Here is an 18,892-nt window from a genome sequence, read left to right as displayed (position 1 = left end):
GTCCCGGGAGGGCGACGAGCGGGCCGTGCACGCGCGCCGCGGGCACTCTCAGCGGACTCCCAGGTTCGTTCCAGGTCCGCGCCAGGCGGGTGGTCTTGAGTAGGGGATCGAAGGAGGTTCCCACATGCACCCGTACGAGAACCGGCCCGACCCGCAGGCCGGTCACACCCCAGAGTCGCAGCGCGACCCGCGTACTGCGGCGCCGTGGGTGAGCCCGGGCCACCCCCAGGAGCCGCAGCCAGGTCAGCAGGCCGCACCCGAGCAGGGTCAGCAGGCCGCGTCCCAGCCGGCCCACCAGACCCCGCCTGCCGGCTACCCGCAGCAGGGTCACCCCGGTCCGCAGGCCAACCCCGGTCCGCACATGCCCACCGGTCCGCAGGGCCAGCCGGGCCCGCAGACCAACCCCGGACCCCAGCATCCCGGCTTCACCCATCAGCCCACCCCGCCCTACTACCAGCAGCCGCACGGGCAGGGCACCCCGCCCCCCGGGTGGTCGATCGGTTCCGTCGCGACGCCCGAGCGCCCCAAGCGGGAGCACCGGTGGATGCCGCTCGTCGGCACCGCTGCCGGCGCCGCGCTCATCGCGAGCGTGGCCACCGCCGGTCTCGTGATCGGGTTCAGCCACCCCGCGCACACCGCGGTGTCGATCGACAGCCTGGGCGCGACCTCCTCGGAGGCGGTGCCGGTCTCCGGATCGACGGTGTCCAACCCGGACTGGGAGGCCGTGGCCAACGCCGTGCGTCCGTCCGTGGTGGCCATCAAGGTCCAGCTCAACGGGGGCGTCGCCGAGGGCTCCGGTGTGGTCGTGGACACCAAGGGTCACATCCTCACCAACAACCACGTCGTCGCCGGGGCGACCCAGGGCGGCATCACGGTCACGCTGTCCGACGGGCGTGTGTTCCCGGCCACCGTGGCTGGCACCGACCCCACGACGGACCTCGCCGTGGTCTCGCTCACCAACCCGCCGAGCGACCTCAAGCCCGCGACGCTCGGCGACTCCTCCAAGGTCGTCGTCGGCGAGCCCGTGATGGCGGTGGGCAACCCGCTCGGTCTGTCCAGCACGGCGACCACGGGCATCGTCTCGGCGCTCGACCGCCCGGTGTCCACGTCGGAGGGCGGCGGTCAGCCGGTCGTGACGAACGCGATCCAGATCGATGCGGCGATCAACCCCGGCAACAGCGGTGGTCCGCTGTTCGACGCCAAGGGTGAGGTCATCGGCATCACGTCCTCGATCGCGTCCTTGTCGCAGTCCTCCGGCTCGATCGGGCTCGGGTTCGCGATCCCGTCGAACCTGGCGGACCGGATCGGCGCCGAGCTGCTCAAGGACGGCACGGCGAGCCACGCCTTCCTCGGTGTCGAGCTGACCGACGGTCAGGCGACCGCCGACGGCGTCACCCGGATGGGCGCGAAGATCCACTCCGTGTCCCCCGGGACACCCGCGGCGTCGGCCGACCTGCGGGCCGGTGACGTGATCGTGGCGATCGACAACCAGCCGGTCAGCGGGGCCGAGTCCCTGACCGGGTACGTGCGAGCACTGGCCGCCGGCCAGTCCGCCACGCTCACCGTGGTCCGCGACGGCAAGTCCTTCAGCGTGGACGTGACGTTCGCCGCGATGAGCGGCTCCACCACCTCCGGCTCGCAGCAGGGTCAGTCCCCCTCCCTGCCGAGCCTGCCCTGGGGTCAAGGGGGCTGACACAGCCCGACGGACACCTTGACCCCCCCGGTGCGGGCCGGGACGCTCACGGCGCGAGCGTCCCGGCCCGCCGCCGTAGGTCCGCACGAGGCGTCGGCCCGCCACCCGCCGTCGCCGCGCCTCCGCACCCGCCGTCGAGTGGTGCACATGCAGGCGAGTGGTGCGCCCGCAGGTGCACCACTCGCCTGCATGTGCACCACTCGCGGCTAGGTGGGTGAGTGGGTGCGGTGGGCGGGGGTGGGCGCCGCGGTGGCCACAGGTGGGTGCGCGCCCTGCCTGGGGTGCCCGTGCTCGCGCAGAGCACGGGGGTCGGTCTGGCGGCTCTAGTCCTCGCCGAGGGCGTGCCGCATGGGCTCGAGCTTCGCCTCCGACTCGGCGAGCTCGGAGTCGGGCACCGACGCCGCGACGATCCCGCAGCCCGCGAACAAGCGCAGCCGGTGCTGGTCGTCGGCATCCAGCTCGGCGGACCGCAGCCCGATGCCCCACTCTCCGTCCCCGTCCGCGCCGAGCCAGCCGACCGGGCCTGCGTACCGCCCGCGGTCCATCCGTTCGAGCCGGGCCAGCAGGGTCACGGCGTCGGCGGTGGGCGTTCCTGCCACCGCTGCGGTCGGGTGCAGGGCCGCGGCGAGTGCGAGGCTCGACGTGCCCTCCTCGCCCAGCACTCCCGTGACGTCGGTCGCCAGGTGCAGCACGTTGGGCAGGTGCAGCACGAACGGCGTCTCCGGGACGTTCGTCGAGGAGCAGAACGGCTCGAGCGCCCTGGTCAGCGAGGCGACCGCGTACTCGTGCTCCTCGAGGTCCTTCGAGGAGTGGGCCAGCACGCCCGCGTGAGCCAGGTCGGCGTCGTCGTCACCGGTCCGCCGGATCGTCCCCGCGAGCACGCGCGAGGTGACCAGGCCCTTCTCGGAGCGGACCAGCAGCTCCGGGGTCGCGCCCACCAGGCCGCCCACCGAGAACGTCCAGCACCCCGGGTAGTCCGTCGCGAGCCGGTGCAGGACCCAGCGGGGGTCGAGCGGGTGCGCCGTGCGCGCCTCGACGTCGCGCGCCAGCACGACCTTGTCCAGCCGACCGGCGCGGATCGCGGCGACGGCCTCGGCCACGGCGGAGCGCCAGGCGTCCGGGCTCAGGCCGCCGGGGCGGTACGTGACGTCGCCCGGGCCGAGTGGTGGCTCCGTCGGCTCGAGCCGCGCCGCGGGCGCCATCGCGCCGACGTCGACGGTGGTGAGCCACGCGTCCTCGCCGCGCCGGCCCACCACCACGCGCGGGACGACGAGGATGCCGCCGGCGGGGGAGTCGTCGGCGAACGCGAAGGACGCGAACGCGACCGGCCCGGTGCCCGGCAGCCGGACCTCGTCGCGGACGACGGCGTGCGCCATGGCGGTGCGCCAGGCCGCATCGGCGTCGGCGAACCGGTCCTCGCCCTCCGTGCGCAGGGCCGCGACCTCGCCCCATGCGACCAGGCCGTCCCCGCGCCGCACCCACGCGTTGCCGCCCTCGGGCGGCAGCAGGTCCATCAGGTCGGCGGGCAGGTCCTCGGGGTCGACGCGCACGGTACGGGCGACCAGCGGCGCCGGCAGGGTCTGCGCGCCGTCGGGGGAGGGGCCGAGTGTCATCGCCCCCAAGCCTAGATCCCCGAGCCCCCCACCTCCGTCCGCCCACCCCACCCCCACCCCCACCCCCACCCCCACCCCCGTCGAGCGGCGCACATCCAGTCCAGAGGTGTGCCTCCAGGTGCAGCACTCGCCTGGGTGTGCGCGTCTCGGTTGGGGGGAGAGTGACGCCGACGGGGCGGTCGGGCCGACCCCGGGGCGGGGGCTCGGCGCCCCGGCGCGTTCGGGGCACCCGCGGAGGGCTGGGAGGATGGCGGGCATGCGCGCGAGTCTGGAGAAGCGACCCGGTGAGGTCGCGGCGATGTTCGACGCCATCGCCCACCGGTACGACCTGACGAACGACGTGATCTCGCTCGGCCAGGACCGCCGCTGGCGGACGGCGACCGTCGAGGCCGTCGGAGCGCGTCCCGGTGAGGTCGTGCTGGACCTCGCGGCCGGTACCGGTACGTCGAGCGAGCCGTTCGACGCCGCGGGCGTGCATGTGGTCCCGTGCGACTTCTCGGTCGGCATGCTCGCGGTGGGCAAGCGCCGCCGCCCGGACCTGGCCTTCACCGCCGGGGACGCGACGCGACTGCCGTTCGCCGACGGGTCCTTCGACGCCGTGACGATCTCGTTCGGGCTGCGCAACGTCGTGGACACCCGCGCCGCGCTCGCCGAGATGCTGCGCGTCACACGCCCCGGGGGGCGGCTCGTGGTGACCGAGTTCTCACGGCCGACGGACCTGGTGTTCCGCACGGTGTACACGGAGTACCTGATGCGCGCGCTGCCCGCCGTCGCGCGTGCCGTCTCGCGTGACCCCGACGCCTACGTGTACCTCGCCGAGTCGATCCGCAGCTGGCCCGACCAGGGGGACTTCGCCGCACTGATGGCCGGCGCGGGCTGGAGCCGGGTCGCGTACCGCAACCTCTCGGGAGGCATCGTCGCGATGCACCGGGGCGTGCGGCCGGGGCACGACCCGCGCACGAGGGGGTGACAGACCTCGGTCCCTGGTGATCCCCGTCCGCCCGATGGGCGTGTGCGGCCCAAGGTCCCACGGGGCACTAGGATTGGCACGGCTCGTTCGTGAATCTGTTCACAAGGATCGAAGGCAGGACTCTGGTGGTGACCCCCGACGCTGACGTGATCGTCGTCGGCGCAGGTCCCGCAGGATCGACCGTGGCCTTCTACCTCGCGGCCGCCGGAGTGGACGTCCTCGTGCTGGAGAAGACCGAGTTCCCCCGGGAGAAGGTCTGCGGCGACGGCTTCACGCCCCGCTCGGTGCGCGAGCTCGTCGCGATGGGCGTGCCGATGCGCCCCGAGGACGGCTGGATCCGCAACAAGGGCCTGCGGGTGCGCGGCGGCGGGCACGTCATCCACCTGCCCTGGCCGCAGACGGAGACCTTCCCGGACTACGGGGTGAGCCGGACCCGCAAGGACTTCGACCAGACGCTGGCCGTGCACGCCCGCGCCGCGGGCGCCCGCATCCAGGAGCGGACGCAGGTCACCGGCCCGGTGACCGACGAGCGCACGGGCCGCGTGGTCGGCGTCACGGCACGCCCGGTCGACGCCAGCGGTCGTCGAACAGGCGACGAGGTCACCTACCGTGCGCCCGTGGTGGTCGCCGCCGACGGCGTGTCCGGGCGGTTCGCGCTCGCGCTCGGCCTGGAGAAGGACCCGCGGCGCCCGATGGGCGTGGCCGTGCGCACGTACTTCCGCACCCCGCGACACGACGACGACTGGATGGAGTCCCACCTCGAGCTGTGGGACGGCCCCCCGGGACGTTCGGCGCTGCTGCCGGGGTACGGCTGGATCTTCGGTCTCGGCGACGGCACCGCGAACGTCGGCCTCGGATCGGTGAGCTCCACGGCGGCCGCCACGAAGATCGACTACAAGGACCTCCTGCAGCGCTGGGTGTCCCACCTGCCTCCGGAGTGGGAGTTCACGCCCGAGAACCAGATCGGCCCGGTGCGCTCGGCGGCCTTGCCGATGGCGTTCAACCGGAAGCCGCTCTACCATCGCGGCGTCCTGCTGGTCGGGGACGCCGGCGGCATGGTCAACCCGTTCAACGGCGAGGGGATCGCCTACGCGATGCAGGCCGCCCGTCGGGCCGCCGAGGTGATCGTGCAGGCCCGCGCGCGAGCCACCGACGCGCAGCGCGACCGGGTGCTGGCAACCTACCCGGGTGTGATGGCCGACGAGCTCGGTGGCTACTACACCCTGGGCCGGGCATTCGTGCGGATCATCGAGCGCCCTGACGTGATGCGCGTCCTGACGCGGTACGGTCTGCCCCGGCCGGCGTTGATGCGCCTCACACTGAAGCTGCTGTCGGACGTGTGGGACCCGCACGGGGGCGATGCGTCCGACCGTTTCATCGCCGCGCTGACGCGAATTGCGCCTGCGGCATGACCCGAGAAAACTCGGCTGGGACCCAGCGCCACCGGCCGTCGCTGCACCACGGCCCGCACCGCGCGGGACAGAGCTGGAGGACGAGATGAGCAACCCGTACGTGCCGATCCTCGTGCTCATGACGGTGGCGGCCGTGCTCGCCCTCGGTGGGGTGGGGGCGAGCGCGATCATCGGCCCCAAGCGGTACAACCGCGCCAAGCTCGAGGCGTACGAGTGCGGGATCGACCCGACGCCGCACGCCATCGGCGGCGGACGCTTCCCGATCAAGTACTACCTGGTCGCGATGACCTTCATCGTCTTCGACATCGAGGTCGTCTTCATGTATCCGTGGGCGGTGGCGTTCGACGCGCTCGCCATGTTCGGCGTGGTCGCGATGCTCACCTTCCTGGTTCTCATCACGGTGCCGTTCGTCTACGAGTGGCGCCGCGGCGGGTTCGAGTGGGACTGACCGGGCTGCAGCACGAACGACGAGAGGAAGGAGGCAGGCCATGGGCATCGAGGAGGCCCCGTCCGGGATCCTGCTGACCACCATCGAGGGCCTGGCGGGCTACTTCCGCAAGGCGTCGATGTGGCCGGTGACGTTCGGCCTGGCCTGCTGTGCGATCGAGATGATGGCGACCGGTACCCCCCGGTTCGACATGTCCCGGTTCGGCATGGAGGTGTTCCGCGCGTCGCCGCGGCAGGCGGACCTGATGATCGTCGCGGGGCGCGTCAGCCAGAAGATGGCCCCGATCGTGCGCCAGGTCTACGACCAGATGTCCGAGCCCAAGTGGGTGCTGTCGATGGGCGTGTGCGCGTCCTCGGGCGGGATGTTCAACAACTACGCCATCGTCCAGGGCGTCGACCACGTGGTGCCGGTGGACATCTACCTGCCCGGCTGCCCGCCGCGACCGGAGATGCTCCTGAACGCGATCCTCGCGCTGCACGACCAGGTCCAGCAGTCTCCGCTGGGGGTCGACCGTGAGGAGGCGGCGCGCGCCGCGGAGGCCGCGGCTCTCGAGGCCACCCCGACCTCCCAGATGAAGGGGCTGCTGCGGTGAGCGACGCTAGCGACGAGAAGAAGGACGCCTCGGCCGCGGCGAAGGCCGGCGACGCACCGGTCGGCGCCGAGGGCGGCGACACCCCGCAGACCACCGTCGAGGCCGCCCTCGAGGCAGGCTCGCAGAACATCCCCGCGACGGGTACCCGCCCGGCCGGGCCGCAGGTCGTCGACGTGCGCACGGGCATGTTCGGCGTCACCGGGTCGGGGGACACCTCCGGGTTCGGCGGCCTGGTCCGCACGGTGGCGATGCCCGGGCCCAGCCCGCGGCCCTACGGTGGCTGGTTCGACGAGGTGGTGGACATCCTCGCCGAGGTCCTCGCCGAGCAGGGCATCGCGTTCGAGGACGCGGTCGAGGCGGTCGTGGTCGACCGCGAGGAGCTGACGCTGCACACCAGCCGGGAGCACCTGCTGACGGTGTGCCGCGCGCTGCGCGACGAGCAGGACCTGCGCTTCGAGCTGGGCCTCGGCGTCTCCGGCGTGCACTACCCCCACGAGACCGGGCGCGAGCTGCACGCGGTCTACCACCTGACGTCGGTCACGCACTCGCGTCGGCTGCGCCTCGAGGTGTCGGTCCCCGAGTCCGACCCGCACATCCCGTCGAGCACCCCGGTCTACCCGGGGCACGACTGGCACGAGCGGGAGACCTTCGACTTCTTCGGGATCGTGTTCGACGGCCACCCGGGGCTGGCCCGCATCGAGATGCCGGACGACTGGGTCGGTCACCCGCAGCGCAAGGACTACCCGCTGGGCGGCATCCCGGTGGAGTACAAGGGGGCGCAGGTCGTCCCGCCGGACGAGCGGAGGTCGTACAACTGATGGCTGAGGCCCGCACCCCGCACGCCACCGGCTCGCTGCCCGACGACGAGGACGCCCGCGTCTTCGAGGCCGTCGGCGGCGACTGGTCGGACATCGCCGAGGAGGCAGCGCGCCTCGGCGAGGAGCGCATCGTCGTCAACATGGGTCCGCAGCACCCGTCCACGCACGGCGTGCTCCGCCTGATGCTCGAGATCGACGGTGAGACGGTGACCGAGGCCCGGGCGGGCATCGGCTACCTGCACACCGGCATCGAGAAGAACATGGAGTTCCGCACCTGGACGCAGGGCGTGACGTTCTGCACCCGGATGGACTACGTGGCGCCGTTCTCCAGCGAGGCGGCCTACTGCCTGGCGGTCGAGAAGCTCCTCGGCATCACCGAGGACGTGCCCGAGCGCGCCCAGGCGGTCCGCGTCCTGCTGCTCGAGCTCAACCGGATCGCCTCGCACCTCATCGCGATCGGTACGGGCGGCAACGAGCTCGGTGCGACGACGATCATGACGATCTCGTTCACCGCGCGCGAGGAGATCCTCAAGATCTTCGAGCTGATCACCGGTCTGCGGATGAACCACGCGTTCATCCGGCCCGGTGGCGTCGCCCAGGACATCCCGCCCGGCGCGCTGGACACGGTGCGTGAGGCGATGCCCCGGGTGCGCACGTACCTGGGCCAGCTCGGCGACCTGATGCTGGCCAACCCCATCTACAAGGGCCGTACGGTCGGCGTCGGACACCTGTCGCTGGCCGGCGCGATGGCGCTCGGCATCACCGGGCCGGTGCTGCGCTCGGCAGGCCTGCCCTACGACGTCCGCAAGGCTTTCCCCTACCTCGGTTACGAGACCTACGACTTCGACGTGCCGACGTCGACGGACGCCGACGCCTACGCGCGGACCGTCCTGCGGCTGGAGGAGTGCTACCAGTCGTTGCGGATCGTCGAGCAGGCGGTCGAGCGCCTGCAGCAGATGGGTCCCGGGCCGGTGATGGTCGCGGACAAGAAGGTCGCGTGGCCCGCGCAGCTGGCGATCGGTGCGGACGGCATGGGCAACTCGCTGGCGCACATCAAGGAGATCATGGGCACCTCGATGGAGTCGCTCATCCACCACTTCAAGCTCGTCACCGAGGGCTTCCGGGTCCCGGCAGGCGAGGTCTGGCAGACGGTCGAGGCGCCGCGCGGCGAGCTCGGCGTCCACCTGGTCTCCGACGGAGGCACCAGGCCGTACCGGGCGCACTTCCGTGACCCGTCGTTCAACAACCTCCAAGGCGTGTCCCTCATGTGCGAGGGCGGCCAGGTGGCTGACGTGGTCGTCGCGGTGGCCGGGCTCGACCCCGTGCTGGGAGGGGTGGACCGCTGATGGCGAGCTACGACGCGCAGACCCTGGCGCAGCTCGAGGCCGACGCCGCGCAGGTCCTGGCGCGCTACCCGGAGAACCCGCGGTCCGCGCTGCTGCCGCTGCTGCACCTGGTGCAGTCCGTCGACGGGTACATCACCGCCGCCGGGATCGAGTTCTGCGCCCGGTCGCTGGACCTGACCGCCGCCGAGGTCTCCGCGGTGGCCACCTTCTACACCCAGTACAAGCGTCACCCCAACGGGACCTACACCGTCGGGGTGTGCACGAACACGCTGTGCGCCGTGATGGGCGGCGACCAGATCTGGGCCGAGCTGAGCGACCACCTCGGCGTCGGGCACGACGAGACCACCGAGGACGGGGCGATCACGCTCGAGCGCGTCGAGTGCAACGCCGCGTGCGACTACGCGCCCGTGGTGATGGTCAACTGGGAGTTCTTCGACAACCAGACGCCGGCCTCGGCGACCGCCCTCGTGGACGCTCTGCAGGCCGGGGAGCCGGTGCGGCCCACGCGCGGGGCCGACCGCGTCGTCGGGTTCAAGGAGACCTCCCGCGTGCTCGCCGGGTTCACCGACGGCCGGGCGAACGAAGGTCCGGGGGCCGGTGCGCCGACCCTGGTCGGGCTGCAGCTGGCCGACGAGCGCGGCTGGGTCGCGCCGGGCGAGGCCGGCAAGACGCGGGCGCAGCCCGCGCGCGGCGAGCGGCAGAAGACCGCCCCCCGCTCCGGCGGCACCCAGTCGAGCGTGGACACCCCCGCCGGACCGCAGGGCGAGGACGCGTCGCGCCGCACCTCGAACGACGCGTCGGGCGACCAGACCAAGCGTGAGGAGTCGTGATGGCGACCACCCTGACCCCGGTCCTGTCCCGGACCTGGGACACCGAGCGCCCCTGGACGCTGGAGTCCTACCGGGCCTCCGGCGGGTACGACGCGCTGCGCACCGCGCTGGCCACCGCTCCGGCCGACCTGGTCCAGATGGTCAAGGACTCCGGCCTGCGCGGTCGTGGGGGCGCGGGCTTCCCGACCGGAATGAAGTGGGGCTTCTTGCCGGCACCGGACGGCGGCCCGCGCTACCTGGTGGTCAACGCCGACGAGTCCGAGCCGGGTACCTGCAAGGACATCCCGCTGATGATGGCCTCGCCGCACCAGCTGCTCGAGGGCGTCATCATCACGTCGTACGCGATCGGCTGCCACCACGCGTTCATCTACCTGCGTGGTGAGGTCGTGCACGTGTACCGCCGCCTCCTCCAGGCGGTGCAGGAGGCCTACGATGCCGGCCTGCTGGGCTCCGATGTCGCCGGCTCGGGCTTCCAGCTCGACGTCACGGTGCACGCGGGCGCCGGGGCGTACATCTGCGGCGAGGAGACCGCGCTGCTGGACTCCCTCGAGGGACGCCGGGGTCAGCCCCGCCTCAAGCCACCGTTCCCGGCGGTCGAGGGCCTGTACGCCCGCCCGACCGTGGTCAACAACGTCGAGTCGATCGCCTCGGTCCCCTCGATCGTGCAGTACGGCAGCGACTGGTTCCGCTCGATGGGCACCGAGCGCTCCACGGGCTACGGGCTGTTCTCGCTGTCCGGCCACGTCCGCAACCCCGGCCAGTACGAGGCGCCCCTGGGCATCACGCTGCGCGAGCTGCTCGAGATGGCCGGCGGCATCCGCGAGGGCCACGAGCTGAAGTTCTGGACACCGGGGGGGTCCTCGACCCCGCTGTTCACCGCCGAGCACCTCGACGTCCCGCTGGACTACGAGTCGGTCGGTGCGGCCGGGTCGATGCTCGGCACCCGGGCGCTGCAGATCTTCGACGACTCGGTGTGCGTGGTCCGGGCGATCACCCGGTGGGCGGAGTTCTACAAGCACGAGTCCTGCGGCAAGTGCACGCCGTGCCGCGAGGGCACCTACTGGCTGGTGCAGATCCTGCAGCGGATCGAGGCCGGCCGGGGCACCCAGGAGGACCTGGACACCCTGCTCGACGTCTGCGACAACATCCTGGGCCGTGCGTTCTGCGCCCTCGGTGACGGGGCGACGTCGACGATCACCTCCGGGCTGCAGTACTTCCGCGAGGAGTTCGAGGCCCACCTGTCCGGCGGCTGTCCGTTCGACCCGGCGAAGGCGGCCCTGTTCGAGTACGCGTCTGGCTCCGTGTCCGGAGCAGGAACGGTGGGAGCATGACGTCCACGACGACCGGTGCGGCGGGCACCTCGGGCACCGTGGTCCCCGAGGTGACGTTCACCATCGACGACGTCGAGGTGTCCGTCCCGAAGGGCACCCTGGTGATCCGCGCGGCCGAGCAGCTCGGCATCCAGATCCCCCGGTTCTGCGACCACCCGCTGCTCAAGCCCGCGGGCGCGTGCCGGCAGTGCCTCGTCGAGGTCGCGATGCCGGACCGCGAGGGCAACCTGCGGCCGATGCCCAAGCCCCAGGCGTCCTGCACGCTGGTGGCCACGCCCGGCATGGTCGTGCACACCCAGCGCACGTCTGCGGTGGCGGACAAGGCCCAGCACGGCGTGATGGAGCTGCTGCTCATCAACCATCCGCTGGACTGCCCCACGTGCGACAAGGGTGGCGAGTGCCCCCTGCAGAACCAGGCGATGAGCAACGGCCGCGCCACGAGCCGGTTCGTGGACGCCAAGCGCACGTTCGCCAAGCCGTTGGCGATCTCCACGCAGATCCTGCTGGACCGCGAGCGCTGCATCCTGTGCCAGCGCTGCACGCGCTTCTCCAACGAGATCGCCGGGGACCAGTTCATCGACCTGCAGCAGCGCGGCGCGCGCCAGCAGATCGGTCGGTTCGACCCGGCCGTGCTGGGCTTCGACGGAGCGGGCCAGGCGACGGTGTTCGCCGGGGCCGAGGACGACGGGACGCCCTACACCCGGGCCGGTGGCATGCCGCCGGTCGACGAGTCCCCGGAGCGGCCGATCGGCCCGGCCGCGCTGGACGCGTCGGGACGGCCGTTCTCCTCGTACTTCTCCGGCAACACGGTGCAGATCTGCCCGGTCGGCGCTCTCACCGGCGCCTCCTACCGGTTCCGCTCCCGCCCGTTCGACCTGGCCTCCACGCCGTCGATCGCCGAGCACGACTCCAACGGCTCGGCGATCCGCGTCGACCACCGTCGCGGTGTGGTGATGCGGCGGCTGGCCGGCGAGGACCCGGTGGTCAACGAGGAGTGGCTGACCGACAAGGACCGGTTCGCGTTCACCTGGCAGACCGCCCCCGACCGGCTCACCGCGCCGCTGGTGCGGGACCGCACCGATGACGGCGCCCCCGGCGAGCTGCGCGAGGCGAGCTGGGCCGAGGCCCTCACCGTGGCGGCCGAGGGGCTGGCCGCGGCGCGGGACGGCGCCGGGGTGGGTGTGCTGCCCGGCGGGCGCCCGACCATGGAGGACGCCTACGCCTACGCCAAGCTGGCACGCGTGGCCCTGGGCACCAACGACGTCGACCACCGTGCGCGGCCGCACTCCGCCGAGGAGGAGGCCTTCCTGGGCCACGCGGTCGCGGGACGCGGCATCGACGTGACGTTCGCCGACCTCGAGCGCAGCGCGGTGCTGCTGGTGGGCTTCGAGCCCGAGGACGAGGGCGGCGTGGTCTTCCTGCGCCTGCGCAAGGGTGTGCTGGCCGGGGCCACCCGGGTGTTCTCGGTCGCGCCCTTCGCCACGCGCGGGCTGCGCCGGGTGCGCGGCACGTTGCTGCCTGCGGCGCCCGGGACCGAGCCGGAGGTGCTCGACGCGATCGGGGACGCCGAGGACGCCGAGCTCGCCGCCGCGGCGGAGGCGTTGCGCGGCGGTGTGGTCCTGGTGGGCGAGCGGATGGCCACCGTGCCCGGTGCGCTGTCCGCGGCACTGCGACTGGCCGAGCGCCTCGGTGCCCGGCTGGCCTGGTTGCCACGACGCGCCGGCGAACGCGGCGCCCTCGAGGTCGGCACCCTGCCGACCCTGCTGCCGGGCGGTCGCCCGGTGGCCGACGGCGCGGCACGGGCCGACCTGGCCGCCGCCTGGGGCGTCGAGTCGCTGCCGAGCACGCCGGGCCGCGACCTCACGGCGATCCTCACCGGTGCGGTCTCCGGCGGGCTGGCCGCCCTGGTGGTCGGCGGCGTCGACCCGGCCGACCTGCCCGATCCGGACCTCGCGCTGCGCGCCCTCGAGCAGACCTTCGTGGTCAGCCTGGAGGTGCGCGCGTCGGCGGTGACGGAGCGGGCCGACGTCGTGCTCCCGGTCGCCCCGCCCGCCGAGAAGCCCGGCACGTTCGTCACGTGGGAGGGCAGGCCGCGACCGTTCGCCCAGGCGCTGACCTCGACGGCGCTGCCCGACCATCGTGTGCTGCACGCGCTGGCGGGCCGGCTCGGGGTGGACCTCGGGCTGGGCACGCTGGCCGCGGTGCACGGCGACCTCGACGAGCTCGGCGCGTGGGACGGGGTCCGGGCCGACGCCCCGGACATGGCGTACTCCGAGCCGCCGACCCCCGGGGCCGACCAGGCGGTGCTGGCGAGCTGGCACCTTCTGCTCGACCTGGGCCGGTGCCAGGACGGTGAGGCGTTCCTGGCCGGCACCGCGCCGCGACCGGTCGCGCGGCTCAGCAGCGAGCTCGCCGCCCGCATCGGGGTGGATGACGGTGCGCCGGTGACGGTGTCCACCGACCACGGCAGCATCACGCTGCCGGCCGTGATCACGCCGATGCCCGACGCCGTGGTGTGGCTGCCGGTGAGCTCGCCGGGCTCCACGGTCCGCACGACCCTGCGGGTCGACGCGGGCGCCGTGGTCACGGTGGCGCCCGGCACGACGACGGACGTGGAGCCGACGGACGGAGAGCAGGCATGACCGCGATGAGCGTGGCGCTGGCCGCCGCGACCCCCCCGCCCGCGGCGGACTTCAGCAACGACACCTGGTGGATCGTGCTGATCAAGGCCGTGGGGATCATCGTCTTCCTGCTGCTGAGCGTGCTCTTCGCGATCTGGTTCGAGCGCAAGGTCGTCGCGCGCATGCAGATCCGGCCCGGTCCCAACGTGCACGGCCCGTTCGGCCTGCTGCAATCCCTGGCCGACGCGATGAAGCTGCTGCTCAAGGAGGACATGACCGTCCGCGCGGCGGACAAGGTCATCTACCTGGTGGCTCCGATGATCTCGGTGTTCGCCTCGCTGCTGGTGTTCGCGGTCATCCCGATCGCCCCCGAGGTCAACCTGTTCGGGCACCTCACGCCCCTGCAGCTGACCGACTTCCCGGTCGCGGTGCTGTACATCCTGGCCGCGGCGTCGGTGGGCGTGTACGGGATCGTGCTCGGCGGCTGGGCGTCCGGCTCGACGTACCCGCTGCTGGGTTCGGTGCGGTCCACCGCGCAGGTGATCTCCTACGAGCTCGCGATGGGCATGTCCCTGGTCAGCGTGTTCGTCATGGCCGGCTCGATGAGCACGCGGCAGATCGTGGAGTCCCAGACCACCATCTGGTGGTTCCTGCCTCTGCTGCCGGCGTTCGTCATCTACCTGATCTCGATGACCGGTGAGGTCAACCGCCTGCCCTTCGACCTGCCGGAGGCCGAGGGCGAGCTGGTGGGCGGGTACATGACCGAGTACTCGTCGATGAAGTTCGCGTGGTTCTTCCTGGCCGAGTACATCAACATGCTCAACGTCTCCGCCGTGGCCACGACGCTGTTCTTCGGTGGCTTCCGGGCGCCGTGGCCGCTCTCGGCGATCAACAACGACATGCTCAACCACGGCTGGTGGCCGGTGCTCTGGTTCGGCGTGAAGCTCTGGTTCTTCATGTTCATCTTCGTCTGGGTCCGCGGCACGCTGCTGCGCTTCCGGTACGACCAGTTCATGAAGTTCGGGTGGAAGATCCTCATCCCGTTCGCGCTCGTGTGGATCGTCGCCGTCTCCGTGGTGCAGGGTGTGCGGCGGTTCGCGGACCTGAGCCAGGCCCAGCTGCTCGGCGGCCTGGCCGCCGTGCTGGTGCTTGCGGTCGCCGCGATGTTCCTGGTGCCCGAGCGCAAGGAGCAACCCGAGCCGGACGGACCACCCGAGCCGTTCGACGCGTTCAAGGACGGCTACCCGGTCCCGCCGCTGCCCGGCCAGGCCCTGCCCCCGTCCCCGCGCCGCCGGGCGCCCGTCGAGGCCTCCGTCGTGGCGGACGGTGCCGATCGGACGACTGCCGACCAGACGACCGCCCAGGAGGAGGACCGTGGCTGACGACGACCTCACCCGCCGCGAGACCGGGCCGCTGGACCGCCCGGCCGGCAGCGAGCACGAGTACGAGTCGCTGCTGCCGCGCAAGGGCGCCGTCGGGCGGATCTTCGCCCCGGCGGCCGGGTTCGGCGTGACGCTGTCGAGCATGTTCCGCCCGACGGTCACCGAGCAGTACCCGTTCGAGAAGGTGCCGACCAAGCCGCGCTACCACGGCCGGCACCAGCTCAACCGCTACCCGGACGGTCTGGAGAAGTGCATCGGCTGCGAGCTGTGCGCCTGGGCCTGCCCCGCCGACGCGATCTACGTCGAGGGCGCGGACAACACGCCCGAGGCGCAGTTCTCACCCGGTGAGCGGTACGGCCGCGTCTACCAGATCAACTACCTGCGGTGCATCTTCTGCGGGCTGTGCATCGAGGCGTGCCCCACGCGCGCCCTGACGATGACCAACGACTACGAGCTCGCCGGTCCCACCCGGCGCGGGATGATCTACGAGAAGGCCGACCTGCTGGCGCCGATGGGCGAGGGCATGCTCGCCGCCCCGCACCCGATGGTGCCCGGCACGGAGGACCTGGAGTACTACCGCGGCGAGATCACCGGTCCGGTGATCGAGCAGGTGGACTGGGTGGCGCAGTGGCGTCCCGAGGACCCGACGCTGGACGCCGCACGCAACCGGGCGGAGGGCGCACGATGACGCTGAGCCTCGGGGCCCTGCTGCCCGCGGCCACTTCCCTGGCCACCACGGGCCACACCTCCACCGCGGAGGGGGTGCTGTTCTGGGTGCTCGCCCCGATCATGGTGATCGCGGCGCTCGGGCTGTTGTTCGCCCGCAAGGCCGTCCATGCCGCGATGGGCGTCGTGGTCGTGATGATCAGCCTGGCGATCATCTACGTCGCCCAGGAGGCGCCGTTCCTCGGCGTCGTCCAGGTGATCGTCTACACCGGCGCCGTGATGATGCTGTTCCTGTTCGTGCTGATGCTCGTGGGTGTGGACGCCTCGGACTCGCTCGTGGAGACGATCACCGGGCAGCGCTGGATCGGGCTGCTGCTCGGTGCCGGACTCGCCGCCGTGCTGATCGGCGTGGTCGTCGCGGCCACCGCTCCGACGCCGCAGGGGCTGGCCACCGCCAACGAGGTGGGCAACCCGCAGGCTGTGGCCGGGGTGGTGTTCGGCCAGCACGTGTTCGCGCTCGAGGTGGTGGGCACGCTGCTGGTCACGGCGGCCGTCGGTGCGATCGTCCTGACGCACCGCCCCCGGCTGACCCGGCTGATCGGGCAGAAGGAGCGTGCGGACGCCCGGGTGGCCGCGATCGCGGAGGGCCAGGTGGTCACGCCGCTGCCGGCCCCGGGCGTCTACGCACGGTCCAATGCCATGGACGTGCCGGCGCTGGGCCCGGACGGCGCACCGCTGGAGCAGTCCGTCCCGCGCGTGCTGCGCATCCGGGGCCAGGAGCGGGACATCAGCGAGGTGCACGCCGAGGTCGACGAGCGCACCCGCGACCGGTTGACCGGCGCGGACGAGCGTCGCGCGGGCCTCACCGGAATCGACGAGGAGCGCACCCGATGAGCCTGACCAACTACCTCGTGCTGTCCGCGATCCTGTTCTCGCTGGGCGCCGCCACGGTGCTGCTGCGGCGCAACGCGATCATCGCGTTCCTGGGGGTCGAGCTGATGCTCAACGCGACGAACCTGGCGTTCGTCACGTTCTCCCGGATCCACGGTGACCTCACGGGCCAGGTCATGGCGTTCTTCGTCATGGTGGTCGCCGCCGCCGAGGTCGTGGTGGGGCTCGCGATCATCGTGGCGATCTTCCGTACCCGCCGGTCGGCCTCGGTCGACGACGTCAACCTCCTGAAGGGCTGAGGCCGGATGACCACCGCAACCCTGCTGCCCGCCGCCGCGGCGACGAGCGCCGCCACCGGGGCGCTGTCCGCCGTGTGGCTGCTCGTCGCGCTGCCGATGCTCGGCGCCGCGGTGCTGCTGCTCGGCGGCAAGGCGACCGACCGCTGGGGCCACTGGCTCGGCGTGCTCGCCTCGACCGCGGCGTTCGTCGTGGCCGTGATCGAGTGGGTCGCGCTGCTGGGCCGGCCCGCCGCCGAGCGCGTGATCGACGTGCACCTGTTCTCCTGGATCCCCGCCGGGGCGTTCTCGCTGGACGCCGGGATGCGGCTGGACCCGCTGTCGATGACCTTCGTGCTCCTGGTGACGTTCGTCGGCACCCTCATCCACGTCTACTCCGTCGCCTACATGGAGCACGACACCGACCGGCGCCGGTTCTTCGCCTACCTCAACCTGTTCGTCACGGCGATGCTGCTGCTGGTGCTGGCCGACAGCTACGTGCTGCTGTTCGTCGGGTGGGAGGGCGTCGGCCTGGCGTCCTACCTGCTGATCGGGTTCTGGAACCACGAGACCCCGAACGCGGTGGCCGCCAAGAAGGCCTTCGTGGCCAACCGCGTCGGTGACCTCGGGCTGATCGTCGCGATCGCGCTGATCTTCGCCACCTTCGGTGCGACGGACTTCGCCACGGTGTTCGGCCGGGTGGGCGGGGCGGGCGAAGGCGTGCTCACCGCGATCGGGCTGCTGCTCCTGCTGGGTGCGACCGGTAAGTCCGCGCAGTTCCCGCTGCAGTCCTGGCTCGGCGACGCGATGGCCGGCCCGACGCCGGTGTCCGCCCTCATCCACGCGGCGACCATGGTGACCGCGGGGGTGTACCTCGTGGTGCGGTCGGCCCCGGTGTTCGACGGCGCTCCCACGGCACTGCTGGTCGTGGCGATCGTCGGCGCGATCACGCTGCTGTTCGGGGCGATCGTGGCCAGCGCCAAGGACGACATCAAGAAGTCGCTGGCCGGCTCGACGATGTCGCAGATCGGCTACATGATGCTGGGCGCCGGGCTCGGACCGATCGGCTACGCGTTCGCGATCTTCCACCTGCTGACCCACGGCTTCTTCAAGGCCGGGCTGTTCCTGGGCGCCGGTTCCGTCATGCACGGCATGGACAACACCGTCGACATGCGCCGGTTCGGTGGTCTGGCCCCGCTGATGAAGATCACCTGGGTCACGTTCGGGCTCGGCTGGCTCGCGATCATGGGCGTGCCCCCGTTCTCCGGCTACTGGAGCAAGGACAAGATCATCGAGTCGGCGTTCGCGATGAACGGCGGCACCGGGTGGCAGCCGTGGGTGTTCGGCCTGGTCGCGATGATCGGCGCAGGCATCACCGCGTTCTACATGTCCCGGATGTTCTTCATGACGTTCCACGGCACCAAGCGCTGGTCCGACGGGCACGGCGGGGGAGCCACGGACGCCCCGGTGCGCCACCCGCACGAGTCCCCGGCTCTGATGACGTGGCCGATGATCATCCTCGCGGTGGGTTCCGCCGCGCTCGGTGGTGCCCTGGCCTTCGGCAACCTGTTCACCACCTGGCTCGAGCCGGTGACGGGTCACACCGAGGAGCACTCGCCCGTGCTGTCGGTGCCCGTGATCACGATCCTGACCCTGCTCCTGGTCGCCGCGGGCATCGTGCTGGCGTGGCGCCAGTACTGGGCCGCGCCGGTGGCCGTCACCCCGCCACCGGGCAGCGTGCTCACCAAGGCCGCCCGGCAGGACCTGTACCAGGACCAGGTCAACGACGCGCTCCTGGTGCTGCCCGGCCAGGTCATGACCCGGTCGCTGGTCTACGGCGACCGCACCGTGGTGGACGGTGCGTTCACCGGGCTCGCGCACGGCGTGCTCGGCTCCGGGTCGATCGTCCGCAGGCTGCAGAACGGCTTCGTGCGCTCCTACGCCGCCACGATGCTCGCCGGCGTCGTCGTGCTCGTCGCCATCGTCCTGGCGTTCCGGATCTGA

General features: G+C 72.1%; 16 protein-coding genes. 15 read left to right on the top strand and 1 reads right to left on the bottom strand.

From position 1 onward, the window contains the following. Window positions 1-124 precede the first annotated feature (124 nt). Window positions 125-1,693, top strand: a complete 1,569-nt coding sequence (locus Q6348_RS01160) for a trypsin-like peptidase domain-containing protein (protein ID WP_304599504.1) — start codon at window positions 125-127, stop codon at window positions 1,691-1,693. A gap of 323 nt (window positions 1,694-2,016) precedes the next feature. Here the strand turns inward: Q6348_RS01160 and Q6348_RS01155 are convergent, their stop codons facing one another. After that, the gene (locus Q6348_RS01155) at window positions 2,017-3,306 is read right to left on the bottom strand and encodes an isochorismate synthase (RefSeq protein ID WP_304599503.1); all 1,290 of its coding nucleotides are present in this window, start codon (window positions 3,304-3,306) and stop codon (window positions 2,017-2,019) included. A 256-nt stretch (window positions 3,307-3,562) separates the two neighbouring features. Here Q6348_RS01155 and Q6348_RS01150 point away from each other — a divergent pair, with 256 nt between their 5' ends. The 14 genes from Q6348_RS01150 (at window position 3,563) to nuoL (ending at window position 18,892) form a co-directional block, all read left to right on the top strand. Further along, the gene (locus Q6348_RS01150; RefSeq protein WP_434062031.1) at window positions 3,563-4,276 is read left to right on the top strand and encodes a demethylmenaquinone methyltransferase; all 714 of its coding nucleotides are present in this window, start codon (window positions 3,563-3,565) and stop codon (window positions 4,274-4,276) included. A 125-nt stretch (window positions 4,277-4,401) separates the two neighbouring features. Then, complete coding sequence (locus tag Q6348_RS01145) at window positions 4,402-5,688, top strand: geranylgeranyl reductase family protein (RefSeq protein WP_304599501.1); 1,287 nt, start codon at window positions 4,402-4,404, stop codon at window positions 5,686-5,688. An 85-nt stretch (window positions 5,689-5,773) separates the two neighbouring features. Continuing rightward, window positions 5,774-6,136 (top strand): NADH-quinone oxidoreductase subunit A, encoded by a 363-nt coding sequence (locus Q6348_RS01140; protein WP_304599500.1) that lies wholly within the window; start codon window positions 5,774-5,776, stop codon window positions 6,134-6,136. Between the two features lie 40 nt (window positions 6,137-6,176). Continuing rightward, complete coding sequence (locus Q6348_RS01135) at window positions 6,177-6,728, top strand: NuoB/complex I 20 kDa subunit family protein (RefSeq protein ID WP_304599499.1); 552 nt, start codon at window positions 6,177-6,179, stop codon at window positions 6,726-6,728. A gap of 128 nt (window positions 6,729-6,856) precedes the next feature. Further along, the gene (locus tag Q6348_RS01130) at window positions 6,857-7,546 is read left to right on the top strand and encodes an NADH-quinone oxidoreductase subunit C (RefSeq protein ID WP_434062058.1); all 690 of its coding nucleotides are present in this window, start codon (window positions 6,857-6,859) and stop codon (window positions 7,544-7,546) included. Then, a complete protein-coding gene (locus Q6348_RS01125) occupies window positions 7,546-8,892 on the top strand; it encodes an NADH-quinone oxidoreductase subunit D (protein WP_304599497.1) in 1,347 nt (448 codons plus the stop codon). Before Q6348_RS01130 ends, Q6348_RS01125 begins: the two co-directional genes overlap by 1 nt. Further along, window positions 8,892-9,722, top strand: coding sequence for an NADH-quinone oxidoreductase subunit NuoE (nuoE, locus tag Q6348_RS01120; RefSeq protein ID WP_304599496.1), 831 nt, complete (start codon window positions 8,892-8,894; stop codon window positions 9,720-9,722). Before Q6348_RS01125 ends, nuoE begins: the two co-directional genes overlap by 1 nt. Then, entirely contained in the window at window positions 9,722-11,053 is a 1,332-nt protein-coding gene (gene nuoF / locus Q6348_RS01115; protein WP_304599495.1) for an NADH-quinone oxidoreductase subunit NuoF, read from the top strand. Before nuoE ends, nuoF begins: the two co-directional genes overlap by 1 nt. Further along, window positions 11,050-13,695 carry an NADH-quinone oxidoreductase subunit G gene (locus tag Q6348_RS01110; protein WP_304599494.1) on the top strand — a complete coding sequence of 882 codons (2,646 nt, stop codon included), beginning with the start codon at window positions 11,050-11,052 and terminating at the stop codon, window positions 13,693-13,695. The genes nuoF and Q6348_RS01110 overlap by 4 nt, the downstream gene beginning before the upstream one ends. After that, window positions 13,692-15,056 (top strand): NADH-quinone oxidoreductase subunit NuoH, encoded by a 1,365-nt coding sequence (nuoH, locus tag Q6348_RS01105; protein ID WP_434062030.1) that lies wholly within the window; start codon window positions 13,692-13,694, stop codon window positions 15,054-15,056. Before Q6348_RS01110 ends, nuoH begins: the two co-directional genes overlap by 4 nt. A 73-nt stretch (window positions 15,057-15,129) precedes the next feature. After that, complete coding sequence (gene nuoI, locus Q6348_RS01100) at window positions 15,130-15,744, top strand: NADH-quinone oxidoreductase subunit NuoI (protein WP_350339673.1); 615 nt, start codon at window positions 15,130-15,132, stop codon at window positions 15,742-15,744. Beyond that, window positions 15,741-16,616, top strand: a complete 876-nt coding sequence (locus Q6348_RS01095; protein WP_304599493.1) for an NADH-quinone oxidoreductase subunit J — start codon at window positions 15,741-15,743, stop codon at window positions 16,614-16,616. Before nuoI ends, Q6348_RS01095 begins: the two co-directional genes overlap by 4 nt. Further along, the gene (gene nuoK / locus Q6348_RS01090) at window positions 16,613-16,912 is read left to right on the top strand and encodes an NADH-quinone oxidoreductase subunit NuoK (protein ID WP_304599492.1); all 300 of its coding nucleotides are present in this window, start codon (window positions 16,613-16,615) and stop codon (window positions 16,910-16,912) included. The genes Q6348_RS01095 and nuoK overlap by 4 nt, the downstream gene beginning before the upstream one ends. A 6-nt stretch (window positions 16,913-16,918) precedes the next feature. Continuing rightward, the gene (gene nuoL, locus Q6348_RS01085) at window positions 16,919-18,892 is read left to right on the top strand and encodes an NADH-quinone oxidoreductase subunit L (protein ID WP_304599491.1); all 1,974 of its coding nucleotides are present in this window, start codon (window positions 16,919-16,921) and stop codon (window positions 18,890-18,892) included.

The organism is Actinotalea lenta, from assembly GCF_030586465.1.
GTDB classification, from domain to species: domain Bacteria; phylum Actinomycetota; class Actinomycetes; order Actinomycetales; family Cellulomonadaceae; genus Actinotalea; species Actinotalea lenta.
This window is presented reverse-complemented; position numbering and strand designations above follow the sequence as displayed.

Excerpts from the sequence above, each read along its gene's own strand:
- Q6348_RS01160 (WP_304599504.1), top strand. The coding sequence starts at position 125 with ATGCACCCGTACGAGAACCGGCCCGACCCGCAGGCCGGTCACACCCCA.
- Q6348_RS01155 (WP_304599503.1), bottom strand. The coding sequence starts at position 3,306 with ATGACACTCGGCCCCTCCCCCGACGGCGCGCAGACCCTGCCGGCGCCG.
- Q6348_RS01150 (WP_434062031.1), top strand. The coding sequence starts at position 3,563 with ATGCGCGCGAGTCTGGAGAAGCGACCCGGTGAGGTCGCGGCGATGTTC.
- Q6348_RS01140 (WP_304599500.1), top strand. The coding sequence starts at position 5,774 with ATGAGCAACCCGTACGTGCCGATCCTCGTGCTCATGACGGTGGCGGCC.
- Q6348_RS01135 (WP_304599499.1), top strand. The coding sequence starts at position 6,177 with ATGGGCATCGAGGAGGCCCCGTCCGGGATCCTGCTGACCACCATCGAG.
- Q6348_RS01125 (WP_304599497.1), top strand. The coding sequence starts at position 7,546 with ATGGCTGAGGCCCGCACCCCGCACGCCACCGGCTCGCTGCCCGACGAC.
- nuoE (WP_304599496.1), top strand. The coding sequence starts at position 8,892 with ATGGCGAGCTACGACGCGCAGACCCTGGCGCAGCTCGAGGCCGACGCC.
- nuoF (WP_304599495.1), top strand. The coding sequence starts at position 9,722 with ATGGCGACCACCCTGACCCCGGTCCTGTCCCGGACCTGGGACACCGAG.
- Q6348_RS01110 (WP_304599494.1), top strand. The coding sequence starts at position 11,050 with ATGACGTCCACGACGACCGGTGCGGCGGGCACCTCGGGCACCGTGGTC.
- nuoH (WP_434062030.1), top strand. The coding sequence starts at position 13,692 with ATGACCGCGATGAGCGTGGCGCTGGCCGCCGCGACCCCCCCGCCCGCG.
- Q6348_RS01095 (WP_304599493.1), top strand. The coding sequence starts at position 15,741 with ATGACGCTGAGCCTCGGGGCCCTGCTGCCCGCGGCCACTTCCCTGGCC.
- nuoK (WP_304599492.1), top strand. The coding sequence starts at position 16,613 with ATGAGCCTGACCAACTACCTCGTGCTGTCCGCGATCCTGTTCTCGCTG.
- nuoL (WP_304599491.1), top strand. The coding sequence starts at position 16,919 with ATGACCACCGCAACCCTGCTGCCCGCCGCCGCGGCGACGAGCGCCGCC.